The organism is Virgifigura deserti, from assembly GCA_003576685.1.
Lineage (GTDB): Bacteria > Pseudomonadota > Alphaproteobacteria > Dongiales > Dongiaceae > Virgifigura > Virgifigura deserti.
Map to the genome: position 1 here is coordinate 78,616 of QOZR01000005.1, position 18,391 is coordinate 97,006.

The following is an 18,391-nucleotide window of genomic DNA, read 5'->3' on the forward strand; positions in this document are numbered from 1 at the left end:
ATAGTTTGCCTATATCCGCCTCGCCGGCTTGCCGGCGGCTGTCGATTCAAGCTGGGCGGATCCAGCTCCGGTGGGCTTATCGAGTTGCCTCTACCGGCCCACCCGCCTCGGGAACATAAACGAGCCGCCCGTCCGGCAGCCGATAGGTGGTTCCGGCCTTCACGCCCCGCCCCTCGCCGATCTCGCCGCTCGCCTCGTAGCGGGTCAGCTCCTCGCCATCCTTGATCGTGATCCGCATGTCCGCCTCGCCCGGCTTCTCGACGACCACGACCCGGTCGCTGCTGAACGGGTTCAACGGGTTCCGCAGGATGACGATCATCAGAATGGCAATGACCACCAGGAACAGGTCGATCAGATTGACGACCGACAGAATCGGATCGTCCGCTTCGTCATGCTCGAGGAAGCGCATCATCTCGCTCCCCGGTCCCGCTCGATGGCGCGGAGCTCTTGGAGCAGCCATCGCCGGCGGATGGTGAGCAGGAAGAAGGCGATGCTGGCGCTGATCAGCGCCAGAACGACGGCGGAGAACGCGACCACCAGGTTGTCGCCAATGGCTTCGGCATCATTGCGGCTGAGCGCCAGCAGCGCCGGGCCCATCGGGATCATCGTAGCCACCAGGCCGAGCATCGGTACGCTCCGCGCGATGATCCGCAGCCACTCCAGGCGCTTGAGGATCCACACCTCCAGGTCGTCGCTGCTGCAGTCGGTGCGGCTCTGATGTGCCGCGAGGCGCGAGCGATAGAGGTCGTGCCGTCGCTGCCAAACCTCCACGGCAAATCCGCCGAGGCCGGCAAAGACATAGGCTAGCGCGGCAAGGATCAGCACGAGCACGGGCACCAGGAACAGATGAGCCAAGTCGTAGAGGCCGGATTCGAAGACTGTCATGAGGATCCCATCGTTCCGCTTGTCATGTGATTGCTGCGCACCTGCCAGAAAGCGCCCGCGAGCAGGCAAAGACCGAGCGCCGCGAGCCCGAGCCAGAGACGCCAAGCGGCCTCCTCTGCGGTCGCCGCCGCTGTCGGCTGCAGCACCTGGCCCCGCACCTGTTCGCCGGCATCGCTTTCGCCGGTATCGCTCGCGACCGATGGCTCGGCTGGGGCCGGAGGCTGCCTGGACGACGCGGGGGCACCGTCAGACGCCATCTGCAGCCCGAAGCCGGCTGCCGTCTCCTCAATGAAGGCGCGGGTGACGTCGGCACCGATGTCGACGCCGTGCACACGGGCGAGTTGCTGCCACCGCTCAACGAGCTCGCGCCGGGTCTGCGCGCCGGCATCCCAGTAGCCCTTACGGACGGCCTCGACAAGACGTTCGATCAGCTGCGCCTGCGCGGTGGGATTGTGCGTCTCGAACCAGGCGTTCAGGTCGAGTTCCCGCGTGTCGCGCAGGAATGTGTCGTGGACCGCCTGCCACTGGTCAGCCCGTACGGTCTCGGGTGCGGCGACCTGCCAGCCCCAGATATTGTTGACGATCTTCAGGATTTCGAGGGTCCCGGCATAGCCCTCGGCCTGCGTCGCCGTGATCCAGTGCGGGTTCAGATACCGGGACCGCAGCTCCTCGGCGAGGAAGCGCTCGGCTCCTGTGATGCGCGCCTGGCGGTTGCGGAGGTCGGCAACGTAGAGCGCGGGACTCGCGCCGTCGAGATGGCGCACCGCTAGCGCCAGCCCACCGAGATACTCGAAGGGATGGTCGGTCGAAAGCACGCCGTGAAGCCGCGACGAGCGGGAGAGGACGGCCGCTTGCACGCCCTTGAGCTGGGAGGCAAAGAGGTTGCCGGTGTCGAGCCGCACGCCCCACTCTTGCGCGCCGTAACCGTATTGCAGGCGGGACAGGAACTGATCCGCCAGCCGCGCCTCCGTCTCCCATCTCGTGGAATCCAGCGCTGCCTCCGGCAAGCCGCTGCCGTAGTCGCCGGGCGCGTTGCTGAACAACCGTAGGCGCGCAAGCTGCCGGGCGCGCTCAGCCGGGATCCCCTGCTCGATCAGCTGCGCCGCGAGAAGGCCGCTGTTGCGCGCCACAGCGTTGTCTGGCTCGTCGAGCTGCGCCACACGGTCGATTGCCTCCGCGAGCAGCCGCATGAAGCCGTCGAACTGATCGCGATAGACACTGGTCACCTGCAGCACCACGTCGATCCGCGGGCGGCCGAGCTTGGCGGTCGGAATGATGTCCAAGGCCTTTACACGGCCGCCATCGTCCCAGACGGGGCGCAGGCCGAGCGCATGCAGCACCTGGCTCTCCAGGATCCCGAGATGCCGGAGCGCTTCCGAGGACCAGAGAGAGAAGGCGAGCTTCTGCGGCGCTTGCCCGCCATGGTCCGCCCGGTAGGCGTCGAGCAGCTTCTGGAATGCCTCCGCACCGGCCTCGTAGGCCGCACGCGTCGGGATCTTGTCGGGCTCGAAAGCATAGAGGTTGCGGCCGCTCGGCACATCCGGGTTGCGCACCGGGTCACCGCCCGTTCCGGGCGCCACGAAGCGGCCGGCCAAGCCCGCCAGCAGGGCCTCGATCTCCTGCGTATCCGCGAGGTGGCGATCCAGCTCAGCCCCGCGCGCGAGAAGCGCGCGCAGCTTCGGGTCGGTAACCTCGTCCAACGAGGCACCGTCCCGCAGATGGCGATGTAGCAGGCGGAAGGGCGGCGTTTCCTGCAAGTCATGGAAGTCGCCGACGAAAAGCTCATCCGGCTCGGGATCGAGGAGGCTGTAGTAAGGCTCGTCGAGCTGCTGCATGACTGTGCTGAGGCGGTGCTCCGGTGCAGCCGGTTCACCGAAGCTATGCAGGCCTAGCGGCATGGAACTGCGCGCCAGCTCATGCAGGTGATCGTGGAGCACGAGCATGAATCCGACGAAATCGGTACCGATCTCCGCCTCGTCCCAACCGAGATCGCGGTGCAGACTGCTCTGCACTACCGCGTCTCGAATCTGGTCCGCGGTGCGCTCGCGCACGGCGCCCTCTTCAAGCTGCTGGTACTCGTGGATCAGCGCATGCAGGTCGCGCAACTCGTCGTAGAGACCGGCCGGTGCGAAGGGCGGCGTCTGATGGCTGACGATGACGGCGCGCCCGCGCCGCTTGGCCTGGATCGCCTCGGCGATATTGTCCTGGATGTAGGGATAGAAGACCGGCAGGTCACCGACGGCAAGGAAGGGAAAGTCCTTGGTCCATAAGCCGCGATCCTTGCCCGGGGTCCATTCCTGAGTACCGTGCGTGCCGAGATGAATCATCGCGTGGGCGTCGAATCCTTCTCGCAGATAGAGATAGGCAGCGAGATAGAAGTGATCCGGCGGCAGCTTGGCGTCATGATAGGACTCGCCGGGCCGCCCGGCGCGAGGCGGCTGCGGCATGATCACGAGGTTGCCCAGGCGCAGACGCGGGATGATGAACTGCGGCTCACCCTTGACCTCGCGCATGGCCCAATGGTCCTCCGGCTCGTCCCAGCGCTCGTGCAGCGCCGCCCGTACCGCCTCCGGCAGAGCGTCGAGCCAGGCCTGATAGCGCGCCAGCGGGAAAGCCTCGGCGAGGCCGTCCGACAGAAGACCGTCCAGCTTGTCGGGGTGGTACAGGGCACCCAGCATGGCTTGGCCCGCCGCGATCAGCCGGGCTTCCGCCGTGGGTAGGACGTCGTAGCCGGCCGCGGCGAGCGCCGCCGTCAGACGTTCGAGGCTCCGCGGCACATTCAGATGCGAGGCGGAGAGGTTCTTCTCGCCCGCCGGATAGTTCCAGAACATCAGGGCAAGGCGCTTCTCCGATGCCGGGGTCCGACGCAGCGCCGCCAGGGCCGCCGCCTTGTCGAGCAACGCCTCGATCTGCTCTGTGATCGGCACCGGCTCACCGCCCTCGACGGCATCGATCACCAGCGGATCGCTCATCCCCCAGCTTTCCGGCACGCTGAGAAAGGGCGCGACCATATGCATCGGCACACCGCTGGTCGCCTCGCGCCATGTGGCGGGATCGCCCTGCCGATAGGTGAGGGTCTGCAAGACAGGAATGTCGAGGGCGCGGAACTCGGCGCGGCGCGCCGATCCGTTCTGCATATGCTGGAGATTGACCAGGATGTCCGGCTTTGCAGGTCCGAGGTGTGTTTGGAGCGCCCGCGGGTCGGCGGCGTCGAACCAGAACACCAGCGGCACGAGTCCCCGCGCCTCGCTGGCCGCCACCAGCGCGTCCAGCACCTTGGTCTGCATGTTGGCAAGCGCCGTCGCATGGATGGCGAAGGCAACGCGCGACGCGCCGTCCGGCTAGCGCGACGCACCCCAGTTGAGATAGGCTTCCAGGGTGGCGAAGCTCTCGGCGGCCTCCGGATGATAGAAGCCGCTCTTCGGCAACGGGATGGCTGGCGGCAGCGATGCGACGTCCCGCCCGTCATGCCAATGCCGGACATAGGTCAGCATCCGGCGCAGATTGGTTTCGCCGCCATTCGCATAATAGGCGATCAGCCGCCGCGCATGATCGGGCGCGAGGTGATCGAAGGTCGGTGGGCCGCCGCCGACCCGGATCCAGGGGACGTCGGTTCGGTTCAGCGCCGCCCCCATCCGCTCCTGCACCATGGCAAGGTCGATGCGTCGCGGCGTGTCGAGAATGACGAGATCCGCGCCGACGAGCCAGTCCTGCGGCTCGCCCGGTGCCGTCTCGACAGAGACGCTCTCCATTCTGACTCCGGCTTCGCGCGCCCAAGAGGCGATCTTGGCGAGCTTGCCGGGGAGGACGAAATCATTGGCGATGATACGCAGCAGCGGCTGCTCCGTCGGGTCATCGACGACGCCATGTTGCGCCGCCGCGCTGGCGCCCAGCAGCAGGCACAGCATCAGCAAGAAAGGTGCGATCCGTTTCATGATCAGAAGCTGTAGTTGAGGCCGACCCAGAAGAGCCGGCCCGGCTCGGCATAGGTGAAGCTGGACGATTTCTCGGCGAGGCGTTCGTCGGTAAGGTTGTGAATCCCGCCGCGGAGCGTGACGGCGTCCGTCAGTTGGTGGCTGAGATCGATCGACCAGATCGCGTAGTCGGGCAGGGTTTCGGTCGCCGGCCCCGAATCGACGATCTGCCGGCCGACATACTCGCTGCGCAGCCGCGCCATGAAGGCATCCGTCGGGAACCAGCTCAGCGCGGCGTTGAGGCCATGCCGCGGCCGCTCGGCGAGCTCTTCGCCGGTGGCGCGATCCTCCGTGTCGAGATAGGTGTAGTTGGCGTCGAGCCGGAGCTGCCCGGGCAGGTCGACGCCGCCGCCAAGTTCGACACCGCGGATGCGGGCTTCGTCGACATTCTCATAGGTCCGCCGCTCGGCACCCCGGATGCCGCAGGACTGCACGCAACGGGTCTGGATCAGATCTTCAAGGTCGTTCTGGAACAGCGTCGCGCGGAGCGACCAGCCACTGCCCACATAATCCAGGCCCAGCTCGTACATGGTGTTCGTCTCGGGCTTCAGGTCCGGATTGCCGACGATGGTGAAGCGGCCTGCCGCCGCGACCGCCTCATATTCGGGCGAGAGCTGTTTCAGAGTCGGTGCCTTGAAGCCCATGCCCACGCCGCCTTTCAGCGTGAGCGCGTCCGTCAGATGATGCACCAGATAGGCGCGCGGGCTGTGATGCCAGCCGAACTCCTCATGGTGGTCGGCGCGGTTGCCGATCAGCAGCGACCAGTCGGGGCTGATGGCGATCTCGTCCTGCAGGAACAGTGCCTGGTGCTCGGCCTCGGCCTCGCCGCGGAGGTTCACCGTGGGGTCCTCGAGCCGCTCACGGCGCCATTCGCCCCCGACAGTAATCAAGTTCCAATCGAGGACCGGCGCGCTCACATGGCCGTCGATGGTGTCGTCGGTGAGCTTATTGGGGCCGCTCGGCGCTCCCTGCGTCCGCCGGTTCTCGCGGTCCAGCATGGAGCGATAAGCGCGCAGCGTCGTACTGCCCCACTCCCACTCGCCCCGGTGCGACAGGGACAAATGCTGCCGCTCGATATCGTCCGTCGACTCGTAGAAGGTCGGGGCGGGGCCTCCGGTCTGGATCTTGCGCACGCGCTCCTCGGTGCCGTAGCCGAAGCCGAGGTCGATACGTTGGGCCTCGTCCGGCGTCCAGGTCAGGGTGGCGCTGCCGGTCTTCGCATCGCGCTCCTCGAGCTCGGACAGACGCGGCTCGTTCGGATCGGGGGTCTCTCCCCGGCCTCGTATCTCGGCATAGAGACTGAGGCCGAGCCGTCCCGGAACAAGCGGCCCGCCGACATAGGCCCCGGTCTGGTAGGTATCTCCGCCCGATCCCTCCTGCAGCCCGCCGGTGCCTGACACGCTCCCCTTCCAGACATCGGTCGCCTTGCGCGTGATCACATTGACCACGCCTCCCAGCGCCTCCGAGCCGTAGAGGGAAGACATCGGCCCGCGCACGACCTCGATCCGCTCGATCGCCTCGACGGGAACCCAGTTCAGATCGAAATCCGCGTGCGCGATGGCGTTGCCGGCCGCGTTGACCCGCTTGCCGTCCACCAGGATCAGCGTGTGCTCGGCCGACATGCCGCGAATGCTGATGCCTCGCCGATTGAGCCCGATGCTGTTGATGGTGATCCCCGGCGTCCCGCGCAGGGCATCCGAGAGGTCCTGCACAGGACGCTCCTGGAGTTCCTCCTGGGTGATCACTGTCACGGTTGCCGGTGCATCGCGCAACTGACGCTCGGTCGACGTGGCACTCACGACCACGGGCGCCAGCTCGATGGCATCCTCGGCACGAGCGTCTATGAAACCTACGAAATACGAGCTCAAAAAGAAGATTCCGAAACCCTTCCCGAAGCAGGTTCCGGCGACAAATCTCAGAAACATTGCCCCCCCCAAAGGCCGAATCGCCCTTGACCAGGTTCGACCGACCGCATGCGGAATATATTATAAGCAACGTTATAACATTTCATTATTCGCTGCTGTCAACCAGCTTCCCCGTGGAGCTGGAGATGCCGGGCCGGTGCGCTCTCTATCGGCTCATCAGGACCGGAATGTCCGCGGCCTCGAGCACATGCCGGGTCACCCCGCCGAGAAGCATCTGGCGGACGCGGCTGTGCGTGTAGGCGCCCAGAATCAGCAATTCCGCCCGCGCCTCGCGGGCGGCGCTCAGGAGCCTTGCGCCCAAGGCTCTCCCGGGTTCGATAGCCAAGGACGTCGCTCGAATATTATTGATGCCCAGATATCTCACCAGCGCCTCGGCATCGGCGGCCGTGATGTCGCCCTCCGGCGCCGTCGCCACGGTCACCTGCTCCGCTGCAGCGAGGATCGGCATGGTGAGGCCGACCGTCCGGGCGGCTTCCAGACTGCCGTTCCAGGCGACCATAACGGTTCGAAGCGCACCGACGGTCGTCGCGCGAGGTACGAGCAGCACGGGGCGGCCGGTGTCGAATAGCGCCGTTTCGAGTTCGACGCGTGTCTGTTCGGACATCGCATCCACCGAGCGGCTGAGGACGATCAGATCGGCCAGTCGGCCGAACCGAGCGATCGATCTTTGCGGCGCGCCGCGGGTTTCGCGCCATGCGGCCGACGGCTTGGCCGCGTCCTTTGGCGCGTCCTTCGGGTGATCCGTCACGGTTACGGCTTGGGCGGCGCACCATTGGTCGAAGGCAGCCTTGGCGCGTCTGCAGGACTGCTCCGCATCGCGTTCGATGGCGGCCGCGAGTTCGGGCACGCCGGCGGCCAGCGCCTCGCCGCCGACGAACCTGCTGAGCTCGGCGGGATCCAACCGGGTATGGAGGGCTTCGATATGGGATCCGAACCGGCGAGCCACGGACAGCGCGGCACCGAGGACGGCTTCGTCCGTATCGCCGCCGGTGAGGTGGGCAAGGATCGCTTTCATGGAGAGCTCCGTCTGCCGGGAAGATCCCCTCTCTCTACACCAGCCGGTCGCCGTCGCCATTGATTCAGATCAGATCGGCCACAGGGGCCGCTGGCCGGCCGAACGGTTCCGACGGTTCAGCGTCGTGCGTCGGGTCCGGTCGCGGCGGCTTGTGCCGGCTCCAGATCGAGCAACCGCGCGAGCCGGCGGCGCGGCGTGAGCAGGTCCGCGAGCGTGTACCGGTCGAGGACCGCCAGGAAGGTGCCGAGCGCCTCCCCCAGGACCGACCGGAGGATGCAGACGCTCTCGATCCGACAGTGTCCGACCTCCGGATCGAAGCACTGCACCAACGTCATATCCTCCTCCGTCCGGCGCACCACGTCGCCGAGATTGATCGCCTCAGGCGACCGGGCGAGCCGCATGCCGCCGCGCTTCCCCCGGACCGTCTCGATATAGCCGAGCAGGCCGAGTTGATGGACGATCTTCATCAGATGGTTGCGCGAGATGCCGTAGCTCTCGGAGATCTCGTTGATCGTCGCCAGTCCCTCCTGCTTGAGCCCGAGATACATCAGCACCCGGAGGGAATAGTCCGTGTAGAGCGTCAGCCGCATCGCGGTGAAGTCTCCCGCTCGGTTCGGCCGCAACGGGCCGGGTCCCTGAAGATGAGCCAGCAATGCCTCTTTTTCAAGCAACCGGCGGCGTCACCGTCTCCTACTTTGAATGGGTGCAGAACCGCCAATTCCCGCAACTTATGGCCTCCGGCCACCAACCCTTGACAGCGGGGAAGAATGAATTAATCTTTCTGCGGAAAGATAATGGCTAGCTCATTTCTAGAGAATGATATGATGCAGGATCGTTCGCGCAACAAGGCTGACGATGTGCGACGGCAGGAAGCGGTTCTATCCAAGGCCGTTATCCGCGCCGGGGAGCGCCTTGGGCTGCCGAATGTCGTGCTGGCCAAGATTCTGGGCCTCTCGGAGGCTTCCGTCTCACGCATGCGCAACGGAGAGTTCCTGCTCAGCCGGGACAGCAAGCCGTTCGAGCTTGCTCAGCTCTTTGTACGGCTGTTCCGTAGCCTCGATGCGATCACGGGCGGAGACGACGCGTCGTCCCGCTCCTGGATCGTCTCGGAGAACCTTGCCCTCAAGGGCCGTCCCATCGAGCTCATCAAGACAATCCGCGGGCTGACGGCAACAGTGGCTTATGTGGACTCCCGCCGCGCTGTCGTCTGAGGCCAAGCCCTACAGCGGTGACATCTGGCGAGTCGTGGAAGCGCAGTCCCGCGCCTCGACCATGCGCATCACCGATACCCTCGATGAGCAGGCCGTGCTCGAGAGCCTCATCGAGGAGGTCAAGCCGGCGATGCCGTCGGACTGCGCCCGTCTCCATTGGCTTCTGTCCGCGCCGTTTCGTTATGGCCCCTATCCTCACGGCTCGCGCTTTCGCCGTGTCGATCAACAGGAGGGGGTCTACTATGCGGGGGAGACGGTCGAGACGGCGGTGGCCGAGATCGCCTTCTATCGACTGCTGTTCTTCGCGGAATCGCCCGGCACGAAACTGCCGGACCGCCCGGTCGAGCATACCGCCTTCTCGGTACGGTGCCGCGCCAGGCTGGCGATCGACGTCAGCAAGCCGCCGCTCGACCGCGACAGCGCGATCTGGACGCATCCGGTCGACTATGGGCCGTGTCAAGACTTGGCCGACAGCGCCCGGCTCGCTGCGATAGAAGCCGTTCGCTACCGCTCGGTACGCGATCCCGATGACGGGATGAACGTCGCCCTTCTCTCGCCGCGGGCCTTTGCCGCGTCCCGGCCGCGGACGATGCAGACCTGGCGCCTTTACGTGCGGCCCCGCGGCGTACAGGCTTGGTGCGAGTATCCGCCGTCGGCCAAGGAGTATGAAGCGGCTCATTTCCGCCAGGACCCGCGGCTCGCCAACCTGCTGGACTGACCGACCGGCCCGGCCCGGGGACATGCCATAGGAACGGCAGCCGTCGGGTCACCGACCGGCGACGGAAGAAGCGGCTTCTGGAGATCGATCCCGTGACAACGCCGCTTGACCATCTCCGATAATGCGGTCTATGTCCTGTCTATACAGGTATAGGATAGACGTGAATCGCTCGCCTGGCGGTCGAAGGCCGTCTTGGCTTATCGAACCGGCTCAATCCGATGCGGATCGGGGTTCGCAGTAGGACCGGCGGGTGCGAGGCATGACGATGCTCGATACGACGCAACCCACACACGCGCTCTACGCCCGGATCAAACAGGCGATCGTGCAGCGGATCGAGGCCGGTGATTGGACAGCGGGAACGCGCGTTCCCTCCGAGAACGAGCTGGCGTCCAAACTGGCGGTCAGCCGGATGACGGTGAACCGTGCCCTGCGGGAGCTGACCCTGGAAGGCCGACTTGTTCGCGTCGCGGGTGTCGGCACCTTTGTTGCCGAGAGGATGCCGACGGCAGAGTTTCTCGAACTGCGGAACATCGCGGACGATGTCGCGGCGCGCGGCCATCGCTATTCGGCGCGCGTCTACAGCTTGAAAGAGATCGAAGCGGACGACGCCGCGGCCATGTTGCTCCAGCTGAGACCAAGGGTCCCTGTCTTCCGCTCGGTGATCGTGCATTTCGAGGACGAGACGCCGCTTCAGTTGGAGGACCGCCTCGTGAACCCGGCGAAGGCGCACGGCTATCTGGAGCAGGACTTCACGCGCACCACGCCGAACCTCTATCTGACCGCGGCGGCTCCGGCCGACGAGGTCGAGCACCGGGTGGAGGCGGTGATCCCGGCCGGCGAAGTTCGCCGGCGCTTGGCCATGACGCCCGGCGAGGCATGCCTGCTCCTGCACCGGCGAACCTGGTCCGGGGGCCAGGTGGTGTCCAGCGCGCGGCTCTTCCATCCGGGGGCCCGCTACAGCCTGGGCGCGCGCTTCTGGACCACATCCCCGCGAATCTTTCCCGGCCAGGAACAGGAAGTGAAACAATGACCGAGCAACCGAATCGCCTGGACAACGAACGCAAGATCCGCGCGCCGCGCGGGTCGCAGCTCACCGCCCAGAGCTGGCTGACCGAGGCGCCCTTGCGCATGCTGATGAACAACCTCGACGCCGAGGTCGCGGAGAAGCCGCAGGAGCTGGTCGTCTATGGCGGCATCGGCCGGGCGGCGCGCGACTGGCAGTCCTATGACCGGATCGTCGCCACGCTGAAGGAGTTGGGCGAGGACGAGACGCTTCTGGTCCAGTCGGGCAAGCCGGTCGGCGTCTTCAAAACCCACGCGGACGCACCGCGCGTGCTGATCGCGAACTCCAACCTGGTGCCGCATTGGGGGACCTGGGAGAAGTTCCACGAGCTCGACCGCAAGGGCCTGATGATGTACGGCCAGATGACGGCGGGCTCCTGGATCTATATCGGCAGCCAGGGCATCGTCCAGGGCACCTACGAAACCTTCGTCGAGGTCGGTCGTCGCCATTTCGGCGGGAACCTCAAAGGCAAATGGATCCTGACCGGCGGCCTCGGCGGCATGGGCGGCGCGCAGCCGCTCGCCGCGACCATGGCCGGCGCCTCGATGCTCGCCGTCGAATGCCAGCCGAGCCGCATCGACCGGCGGCTGGAGACCGGCTATCTCGACCGCCGGGCCGACAGCCTCGACGAGGCGCTTGGCCTCGTCCGCGAAGCCTGCGCCCGCGGCGAGGCCCTCTCCGTCGGGCTACTCGGCAACGCGGCGGAGGTGTTTCCGGACCTGGTCCGTCGCGGCGTGAAGCCGGACGTCGTCACCGACCAGACCAGCGCGCATGATCCGTTGAACGGTTATCTCCCTGCCGGCTGGACACTCGACCAGGCGGAGCGGATACGCGGGAGTGATCCCGATGCGGTGGTCCGGGCGGCGAAGCAATCGATGGCGATACAGGTCCGCGCAATGCTCGATTTCCACCATATGGGCGTGCCGACGCTCGACTACGGCAACAACATCCGCCAGATGGCGCTCGAGATGGGCGTCCCGGACGCCTTCGCCTTCCCGGGCTTCGTGCCGGCCTATATCCGGCCGCTGTTCTGCCGCGGCATCGGTCCGTTCCGCTGGGCCGCCCTTTCGGGCGATCCGGAGGACATCTACAAGACCGACGCCAAGGTCAAGGAGCTGATCCCGGACAATCCGCATCTGCACAACTGGCTCGACATGGCGCGCGAGCGGATCCAGTTTCAGGGCCTGCCGGCGCGGATCTGCTGGGTGGGCTTGGGCGAGCGGGCGCGGCTCGGCCTCGCCTTCAACGAAATGGTCGCCAGGGGCGAGCTGAAGGCGCCGATCGTGATCGGCCGCGACCATCTCGATTCCGGCTCGGTCGCAAGTCCCAACCGCGAGACCGAGGGAATGAAGGACGGCTCGGACGCGGTCTCCGACTGGCCACTTCTCAACGCTCTGCTGAACTGCGCGAGCGGCGCAACCTGGGTCAGTCTGCATCACGGCGGCGGCGTCGGCATCGGCTACTCGCAGCATGCCGGCATGGTGATCGTCGCCGACGGGACGAATGCGGCGGCGCGCCGGCTCGAGCGGGTGCTGACCAACGATCCTGCAAGCGGCGTGATGCGCCACGCCGACGCCGGCTATGACATTGCGATCGACTGCGCGAAGGAGCACGGGCTGAAGCTGCCGTCGATTGCCTGACCGAACCGCGCACGCAATCCCATTCCGTTGACGCGAGGGTCCTCATGTCCGACAAGCGGATTCGCCTTCTATCTCCCGCCGATTACCACAGCATGCGCTGGAAGAACGGGCTCGGCATGACGACCGAGCTGTTACGGCATCCTCCGGACCCGAAAGCCGGTCCGGACCAGTTCCGCTGGCGGCTCAGCATCGCGGAGGTGGCGACCTCCGGTCCGTTCTCTCTATTTCCCGGCTGCGATCGGCAGCTTCTGGTCCTCGATGGCGACGGCTTCCGGCTGAACTTTGCCGATGGCGAGTCCGTCACCCTCTCGGGCACCACCGGCTTCCACTATTTCAGTGGTGAGCGGATCGTCTCCAGCGAGCTCGTGAATGGACCGACACGCGACTTCAATATCATCTTCAATCGTGCAGCGATCGACTGCATGGCGAAGGTGGTCGCACTCGGCGGCGAAGCGACGACGGAACAGCCGGACGCTCGATCGACCCTGGTTCTCCACCCCTTGACGGGAGAGGCGCGGTTCCGTGACCGCGAGGTGGATATCGCCGTGCCGGCCAGCTGGACACTGCTCGCCCGGGCCCAGGGAAGCACCCGCCTCTCCGGATCCGCCAGCCGCACCATCGTAGCGGAATTGAGGGACCGGACCTGACGATCCGAGCGGCGCCCACCCGCCGGCCAAGTGTCCGGACACTCGCTCGAGAACGAGGAGATCGCGCGCATCCTTGCCGATCTCCTCAAGGCGTATAGATGCACGTTATACGCGATAGCGTATATAGGCGGTTTATACGCTGTTGCGTATATTGACAATTTATACGGAACCGCGTATAAAGCGGGAGAAAGGACTCTCCCGCATGGAACAGATCGCTCGCACGGCAAAGCATATAGGAGCTGCGGTTCGCCGCAGGCGTCGCCAGCTAAACCTCTCCCAGGAGCAGCTCGGGTCGAAAATCCATCTCAGGCAAGCCACGATCTCCAAACTTGAGGCTGGCGAGCCGGCTACGCAATTGCGGACGCTGCTCGATGCCCTGAGCGCTCTCGATCTTGAAATCGTCATCCGGCCTCGCACCAAAGCTTCGGTCGCGGACATCGAGGAACTTTTCTGATGGCCCGCCGGCGAACACGCATACCCTTAAGCGTCTATCTCAACGGACGGCTCGTCGGTCTTTTACGCCGCGAGACGAGCGGCGCCATCGATTTTCAGTACGACGCCTCATGGCTCGGCTGGGATCACGCCATGCCCGTCTCGCTCTCCTTACCGCTGCGCGAGGACAGGTTCATCGGCGAACCTGTCATCGCGGTCTTCGACAACCTGCTTCCGGACAACGACGAGATACGCCGCCGGCTGGCCGAGCGGGTTCGCGCGGAAGGCATTGATGCCTATAGTCTCCTTGCGGTCATCGGACGCGACTGCGTCGGAGCGCTTCAGTTCCTGCCGGAAGGCGCAGAACCGGAACCAGCCGGTCACGTGTCCGGACGCCCGCTCGAGGACGAGGAGATCGCGCGCATCCTTATCGATCTAAAGCGCACACCATTGGGCCTGGACGAAGATGAGGAGTTCCGGATCTCGCTCGCGGGCGCTCAGGAAAAAACCGCCCTGCTCTACCGGAACGGCCGCTGGCATGTGCCGCATGGAACTACGGCGACCACCCACATCCTCAAACCGCAGATCGGAACGCTGCCCAACGGCATCGACCTGTCGCAGAGTGTCGAAAACGAGCATCTGTGCCTGACATTGACAGCGGCTTTGGGTCTGCCTAGCGCGCGCTCGGAGATTCAGGACTTCGAAGGCAGGCGTATTCTGGTCGTCGAGCGTTTCGACCGCCGCTGGACGAAGGATGGTCGTCTGCTCCGTCTGCCACAGGAAGATTGCTGCCAAGCCCTCTCGATCCCGCCGACGCTCAAATACGAACCGGATGGCGGGCCTGGAATCCGCCAGATTGGGGAGCTGCTGAAGGCAAGTGACGAACCGGATGCCGATCGGAGGCTGTTTCTCAAGGCCCAGATTGTCTTCTGGCTGCTCGGAGCGACAGACGGGCACGCGAAAAACTTCAGCATCCATCTGGCGCCCGGGGGGCGTTTCCAACTTGCGCCGCTCTACGATGTCGTGTCCGCGCAGCCGAGCGCCGATGCAGGGCAAATCCAGAGGAACAGGATGAAGTTGGCGATGGCGGTCGGGGACAACCGCCATTACGTCGTCGACTCGATCATCCCGCGGCATTTCCTGCAAACGGCCGCAAGCTGCGGCCTGCCGGCAGCGATGGTGCAGAACCTATTCGTGGAACTCAGCGAACGGGCTCCGGCCGCAATCGACGAGACCCTCGCAAATTTGCCAAGCGGCTTCCCGGAAACCATAGCCCGGTCGATCATCGATGGGCTGCGAAAACGCCTCCGCCTCTTTGAGCAGGCCACAGCCTGACAAATCGTTCCCGCTCGCGATTCCGTCCAGTTCCCGAGACGGTGCGGATCGACTATTGGGAAATAACTGGTGGGGAAAAGCTGGGAAATCCGCCGCGCCGGCCATTACTCACATCGCAAGCGACTGATCGTTGGCGTGCCGTCGGTGATCAAGCCGAGAACCGATGGATGGTCGTTGCAGCTCTCGGGCGCAAACCTATCCGCCTCGGCCCCACGTCAAAGCTTTTGGAGTGATCCTGCGACGAGCAGTTTGATCACCAGCAGGCACTCGCCCTAGGATTTCGGTGCCATTGCCCGCACCGCAAATGCTCGGGCACTCAAATGGATGCTGCCGTCGGCCGGTGACGGCAGAGCGTCGCGCAGCCGAACCCTGAGCGCCTCTTGTCGCCCCGGTGGCAAGCTCATGCAGTAGCCCGGCGCTGGTCCCTGGCCGCCGCGGAAGGGCGACCAATCCCGCTCCTGACCGCTCTCATCTACTTCGATCGATCTGCGGCGGATAGCATTTGGATCGAGGAAAACGGCAATGTGCGGTCGCTACAGCATCACCTCACCCACGGAAGCCGTTCGCCGCGTCTTCGGCGTGCCGGAACTATCCAACCTGGAGCCGCGCCACAACGTCGCCCCGACCCAGCCCAAGCCGGTCGTTCGGCTGGACTGGGGAAAATCGCCGCGATCTGGAGCCATCTCTCGCGCCTTGGTCAAACCGGCACCGTCTGACCGCTTGCCCCCGCGGATGACCCCGCAGAGTATGGGATCACCGCGGTGGCCTATGCCTCATTCTGTGTTGCGACGACGATAAAGAAGTCCGCCGAGACTTGTCAGACCGACACCGAGCAGACCCAGCACGCCGGGCTCTGGCACCGAGGTCGGCGGCGTCGTCGTCACGCCCGTGACGGTGAAACGCGACGCATCACTGTTGCCCGGGACGGCCTCCAAAACGCCGAGAAGGCGCTGGCCGCCCGAAAAGTCGATGGTCGCCGTCGCCCCGATCATCTGATTGCCAAAGACCGTATAGCCCGAAGAGTTTCCGCCGAAGAAATCGACATCGAGTAGCCACGTGAAGGTCTCACCGGGATCGAAGTCGGTGAACGACAGATCGAGCAGTGTGAAGGTGTCGGTGTTGAGCGGTGGGCTGCCGATCGGCGTCTCTAGGCCCGTCGTGACATCGGATCCACCGACAGGCGTAAATTCCGTCCCATCGATGCCATTGTCATAGACGAGCCCCGGGCCGGAGATGTCGAGCTGAAAGCGCGTCACGCGTTCGCCGGCATCCGAAGTGTTGTCGATGGAAAAGGGAGTGTTGAGAGTATTGCCGTCAACGAAGAACGAGAGCGACGGCGTCGCATGTGCGGAATAGGGTTGGCTCGCATAGACTGCGACCGCCGCAATACCTCCTAGTACAACTCGGCTAATTTTAACCATAAATTTCCCCCAGTGGCTTATTAACTCATGGATTTGAGCGAATTAACTCAAGCAATATTCATGCCGCCTCGAGAAAAACTAGGTTTTACAATTATTAAGCAGGCCAATAGCCTCGCTTTTGCTCCCGAACTGTAAAATACTCTGACAAACATTGGAATTAACTTCTTAAGCGCGCGCTTGACCCGTCGCGCCGCATCGACTTGCTCCAGGCCAGCACCAGAAAACTCAAAGCGTATTCTTGGGAGCTGAGGAGCACGCGCGGCCTCAGATTTCTGTAGGACCTCCTGAAATTCTGGATTGGGGTTAACCCGCACACTGCCGAGCCGGCGCACCATGGCTGGATCGAGGCAGCAGACTGAGGCGAACGCGGCTACAAGGCGCACCCACAGTCCCGGAGGCGCGCTACTGCCGCATCTGCAATTCCCGTTAGATGTGTGAACGTACCCCACTCACGACGGATAGCGGGTACATCGGGACCCGAGCGGAGCCTCCCTCCCCCGCCCTGGCCGACCGCTCCGCTGCGGAGCGCAGGCATCCACCTCTTCAGTCAGCAATACTAACCTTATTGAGCGGCGTTATCCCGACAACTATGCGGGTGCGGTGGATGCAGACTATTCAATCTGTGTCCGTCGATTGTCTTCTGTCACAACAACTTACGGCATTCGTGGATCGGCAAGCGAGGCGGCTCCGGTAATGCATATCCTGGAAGTAGCTCACTGGTTTGGGGCGGCAGTTGCGTCCACCGTCTACTCGTTTCGGGCGGTTTGGCTGCGAGCCGACCCGAACGGAGCGGCGTCACCGTCATGTTTGTAGCAGACGCCGTTCAGGGCCACATATTGGGGAATAGTTGGGGAAGTTTGCCGCCTGCCTAACAAGAATGGCAGAAATGCTGGCGTCCCCAAGGGGATTCGAACCCCTGTTTGCGCCGTGAGAGGGCGCCGTCCTAGGCCTCTAGACGATGGGGACGTGAAGCGGCCGGAGGCCCTTCACATAAGGGATGCCGCGGTGCCGATCAAGTGTTTTAGATCGGCTGCACTCGCCTAGCCGGCTGCGCGCTCCATCCCAGGCGTCGCATGACGCTCGGCCGCGGCGAGGAAGGCCTCGACGGCGGCGGGGTCGGTATCGAAGGCGGTGACCAGGCGCACCATGCGGCCGGTCGGGCCGTCCCAGCGGTAGAAGGTGAAGCCGTCGGCCAGCAGGCCGGCGATCACCGGCTCCGGCAGCCGGGCGAACACCTCGTTCGCCTGCACCGGATAAACGAGCTCGGCGCCCTCCAGGCGATGGAGCCCGTCGGCGATCCGCACCGCCATGCGATTCGCATGGGCGGCGTTCCGGAGCCACAGATCGTCTGCCAGATAGGCTTCAAGCTGCGCACTCAGGAACCGCATCTTCGAGAAAAGATGACCGGCACGCTTGCGCCGGAAGCCGAAATCGGCCGCCCGCGCGCGATCGAAGAAGACCACCGCCTCGGCGGCAAGCGCCCCGTTCTTGGTCGCGCCGAAGGACAGCAGGTCGATGCCGGCCCGCCAAGTGAGATCGGCGGGCGACCGGCCGAGGCTCGCGGCTGCGTTGGCGAAGCGCGCCCCGTCCATATGGACGGCGAGGCCGTAGCCATGCGCCAGATCGGTGATCGCGCGCAACTCATCCGGGCTGTAGACGGTGCCGCATTCGGTGGCCTGGGTCAGGCTGACCGCCGCCGGCTGAACGTGATGGACGACGCCCTTTCCCGCCCCGGCCAGCACCTCCGCCAGATCCCTGGCCGTCAGCTTGCCGTCGGGGCCGGGCAGGTCGACGAGCTTGGCGCCGCCGGTGAAGAACTCGGGCGCGCCACATTCGTCGACATTGATATGGGCGGCGGCATGGCAGTAGATCGCACCGTAAGGCGGCGTCACCGCCGATAGCGCGAGTGCGTTGGCGGCGGATCCGGTCGCCACCGGGAAGACCGCGACCTCGGTCTCGAAGATCTCGGCCATCCGGGCCTCGAGCCGCACTGTCACGGCATCGTCGCCATAGGCGGCGGCCGGCCCGTCATTCACCGCCGCCAAGGCCGCCAGGATCTCCGGCGCCACGCCGGTCACGTTGTCGCTTGCGAAGTTCATGTCGCCTCGCTTCCGTGCTTCCGCCC

At 65.0% G+C, this 18,391-nt stretch carries 15 protein-coding genes, 1 tRNA gene and 1 pseudogene; 8 read left to right on the forward strand and 9 right to left on the reverse strand.

Translation table 11 applies throughout. The features are described from left to right. Positions 1 to 76: 76 nt before the first annotated feature. The 6 genes and pseudogenes from DT069_RS10225 to DT069_RS10250 form a co-directional block, all read right to left on the reverse strand. Entirely contained in the window at positions 77 to 412 is a 336-nt protein-coding gene (locus DT069_RS10225) for a DUF2149 domain-containing protein (RefSeq protein WP_425450142.1), read from the reverse strand. Continuing rightward, entirely contained in the window at positions 409 to 885 is a 477-nt protein-coding gene (locus DT069_RS10230) for a MotA/TolQ/ExbB proton channel family protein (protein WP_119460215.1), read from the reverse strand. Before DT069_RS10230 ends, DT069_RS10225 begins: the two co-directional genes overlap by 4 nt. Then, positions 882 to 4,820: pseudogene (gene cobN / locus DT069_RS10235) on the reverse strand (cobaltochelatase subunit CobN). The gene DT069_RS10230 and the pseudogene cobN overlap by 4 nt, the downstream one beginning before the upstream one ends. A 2-nt stretch (positions 4,821 to 4,822) precedes the next feature. Further along, positions 4,823 to 6,784: a TonB-dependent receptor domain-containing protein gene (locus tag DT069_RS10240; protein WP_119460216.1), complete on the reverse strand. Its 1,962-nt coding sequence runs from the start codon at positions 6,782 to 6,784 to the stop codon at positions 4,823 to 4,825. A gap of 145 nt (positions 6,785 to 6,929) precedes the next feature. Further along, positions 6,930 to 7,799 carry a universal stress protein gene (locus DT069_RS10245; protein WP_162913116.1) on the reverse strand — a complete coding sequence of 290 codons (870 nt, stop codon included), beginning with the start codon at positions 7,797 to 7,799 and terminating at the stop codon, positions 6,930 to 6,932. 116 nt (positions 7,800 to 7,915) lie between these two features. Further along, entirely contained in the window at positions 7,916 to 8,422 is a 507-nt protein-coding gene (locus DT069_RS10250; protein ID WP_425450143.1) for an RrF2 family transcriptional regulator, read from the reverse strand. A gap of 198 nt (positions 8,423 to 8,620) precedes the next feature. Here DT069_RS10250 and DT069_RS10255 point away from each other — a divergent pair, with 198 nt between their 5' ends. The 8 genes from DT069_RS10255 (at position 8,621) to DT069_RS24935 (ending at position 15,643) form a co-directional block, all read left to right on the forward strand. Next, positions 8,621 to 9,010, forward strand: coding sequence for an MbcA/ParS/Xre antitoxin family protein (locus DT069_RS10255; protein ID WP_425450144.1), 390 nt, complete (start codon positions 8,621 to 8,623; stop codon positions 9,008 to 9,010). After that, a complete protein-coding gene (locus DT069_RS10260; RefSeq protein ID WP_119460219.1) occupies positions 8,982 to 9,728 on the forward strand; it encodes an RES family NAD+ phosphorylase in 747 nt (248 codons plus the stop codon). Before DT069_RS10255 ends, DT069_RS10260 begins: the two co-directional genes overlap by 29 nt. Positions 9,729 to 9,987: 259 nt before the next feature. Continuing rightward, positions 9,988 to 10,758 (forward strand): histidine utilization transcriptional repressor HutC, encoded by a 771-nt coding sequence (gene hutC, locus DT069_RS10265; RefSeq protein WP_119460220.1) that lies wholly within the window; start codon positions 9,988 to 9,990, stop codon positions 10,756 to 10,758. Continuing rightward, entirely contained in the window at positions 10,755 to 12,431 is a 1,677-nt protein-coding gene (gene hutU / locus DT069_RS10270) for a urocanate hydratase (protein WP_119460221.1), read from the forward strand. The genes hutC and hutU overlap by 4 nt, the downstream gene beginning before the upstream one ends. A 44-nt stretch (positions 12,432 to 12,475) precedes the next feature. Next, positions 12,476 to 13,078 (forward strand): HutD/Ves family protein, encoded by a 603-nt coding sequence (locus DT069_RS10275; RefSeq protein WP_425450145.1) that lies wholly within the window; start codon positions 12,476 to 12,478, stop codon positions 13,076 to 13,078. A 202-nt stretch (positions 13,079 to 13,280) separates the two neighbouring features. Next, entirely contained in the window at positions 13,281 to 13,532 is a 252-nt protein-coding gene (locus DT069_RS10280; RefSeq protein ID WP_119460222.1) for a helix-turn-helix domain-containing protein, read from the forward strand. Then, positions 13,532 to 14,845 (forward strand): type II toxin-antitoxin system HipA family toxin, encoded by a 1,314-nt coding sequence (locus DT069_RS10285; RefSeq protein WP_119460223.1) that lies wholly within the window; start codon positions 13,532 to 13,534, stop codon positions 14,843 to 14,845. The genes DT069_RS10280 and DT069_RS10285 overlap by 1 nt, the downstream gene beginning before the upstream one ends. A gap of 522 nt (positions 14,846 to 15,367) precedes the next feature. Beyond that, positions 15,368 to 15,643 (forward strand): SOS response-associated peptidase family protein, encoded by a 276-nt coding sequence (locus DT069_RS24935; RefSeq protein ID WP_425450146.1) that lies wholly within the window; start codon positions 15,368 to 15,370, stop codon positions 15,641 to 15,643. Here DT069_RS24935 and DT069_RS10290 read toward each other — a convergent pair. The 3 genes from DT069_RS10290 to DT069_RS10300 form a co-directional block, all read right to left on the reverse strand. Beyond that, positions 15,619 to 16,266 (reverse strand): PEP-CTERM sorting domain-containing protein, encoded by a 648-nt coding sequence (locus tag DT069_RS10290; protein ID WP_119460224.1) that lies wholly within the window; start codon positions 16,264 to 16,266, stop codon positions 15,619 to 15,621. The genes DT069_RS24935 and DT069_RS10290 overlap by 25 nt on opposite strands. Before the next feature lie 890 nt (positions 16,267 to 17,156). Continuing rightward, positions 17,157 to 17,232 (reverse strand) — tRNA-Glu (locus DT069_RS10295). Between the two features lie 74 nt (positions 17,233 to 17,306). Beyond that, positions 17,307 to 18,365 (reverse strand): threonine aldolase family protein, encoded by a 1,059-nt coding sequence (locus DT069_RS10300; RefSeq protein ID WP_119460225.1) that lies wholly within the window; start codon positions 18,363 to 18,365, stop codon positions 17,307 to 17,309. Positions 18,366 to 18,391: the final 26 nt, after the last annotated feature.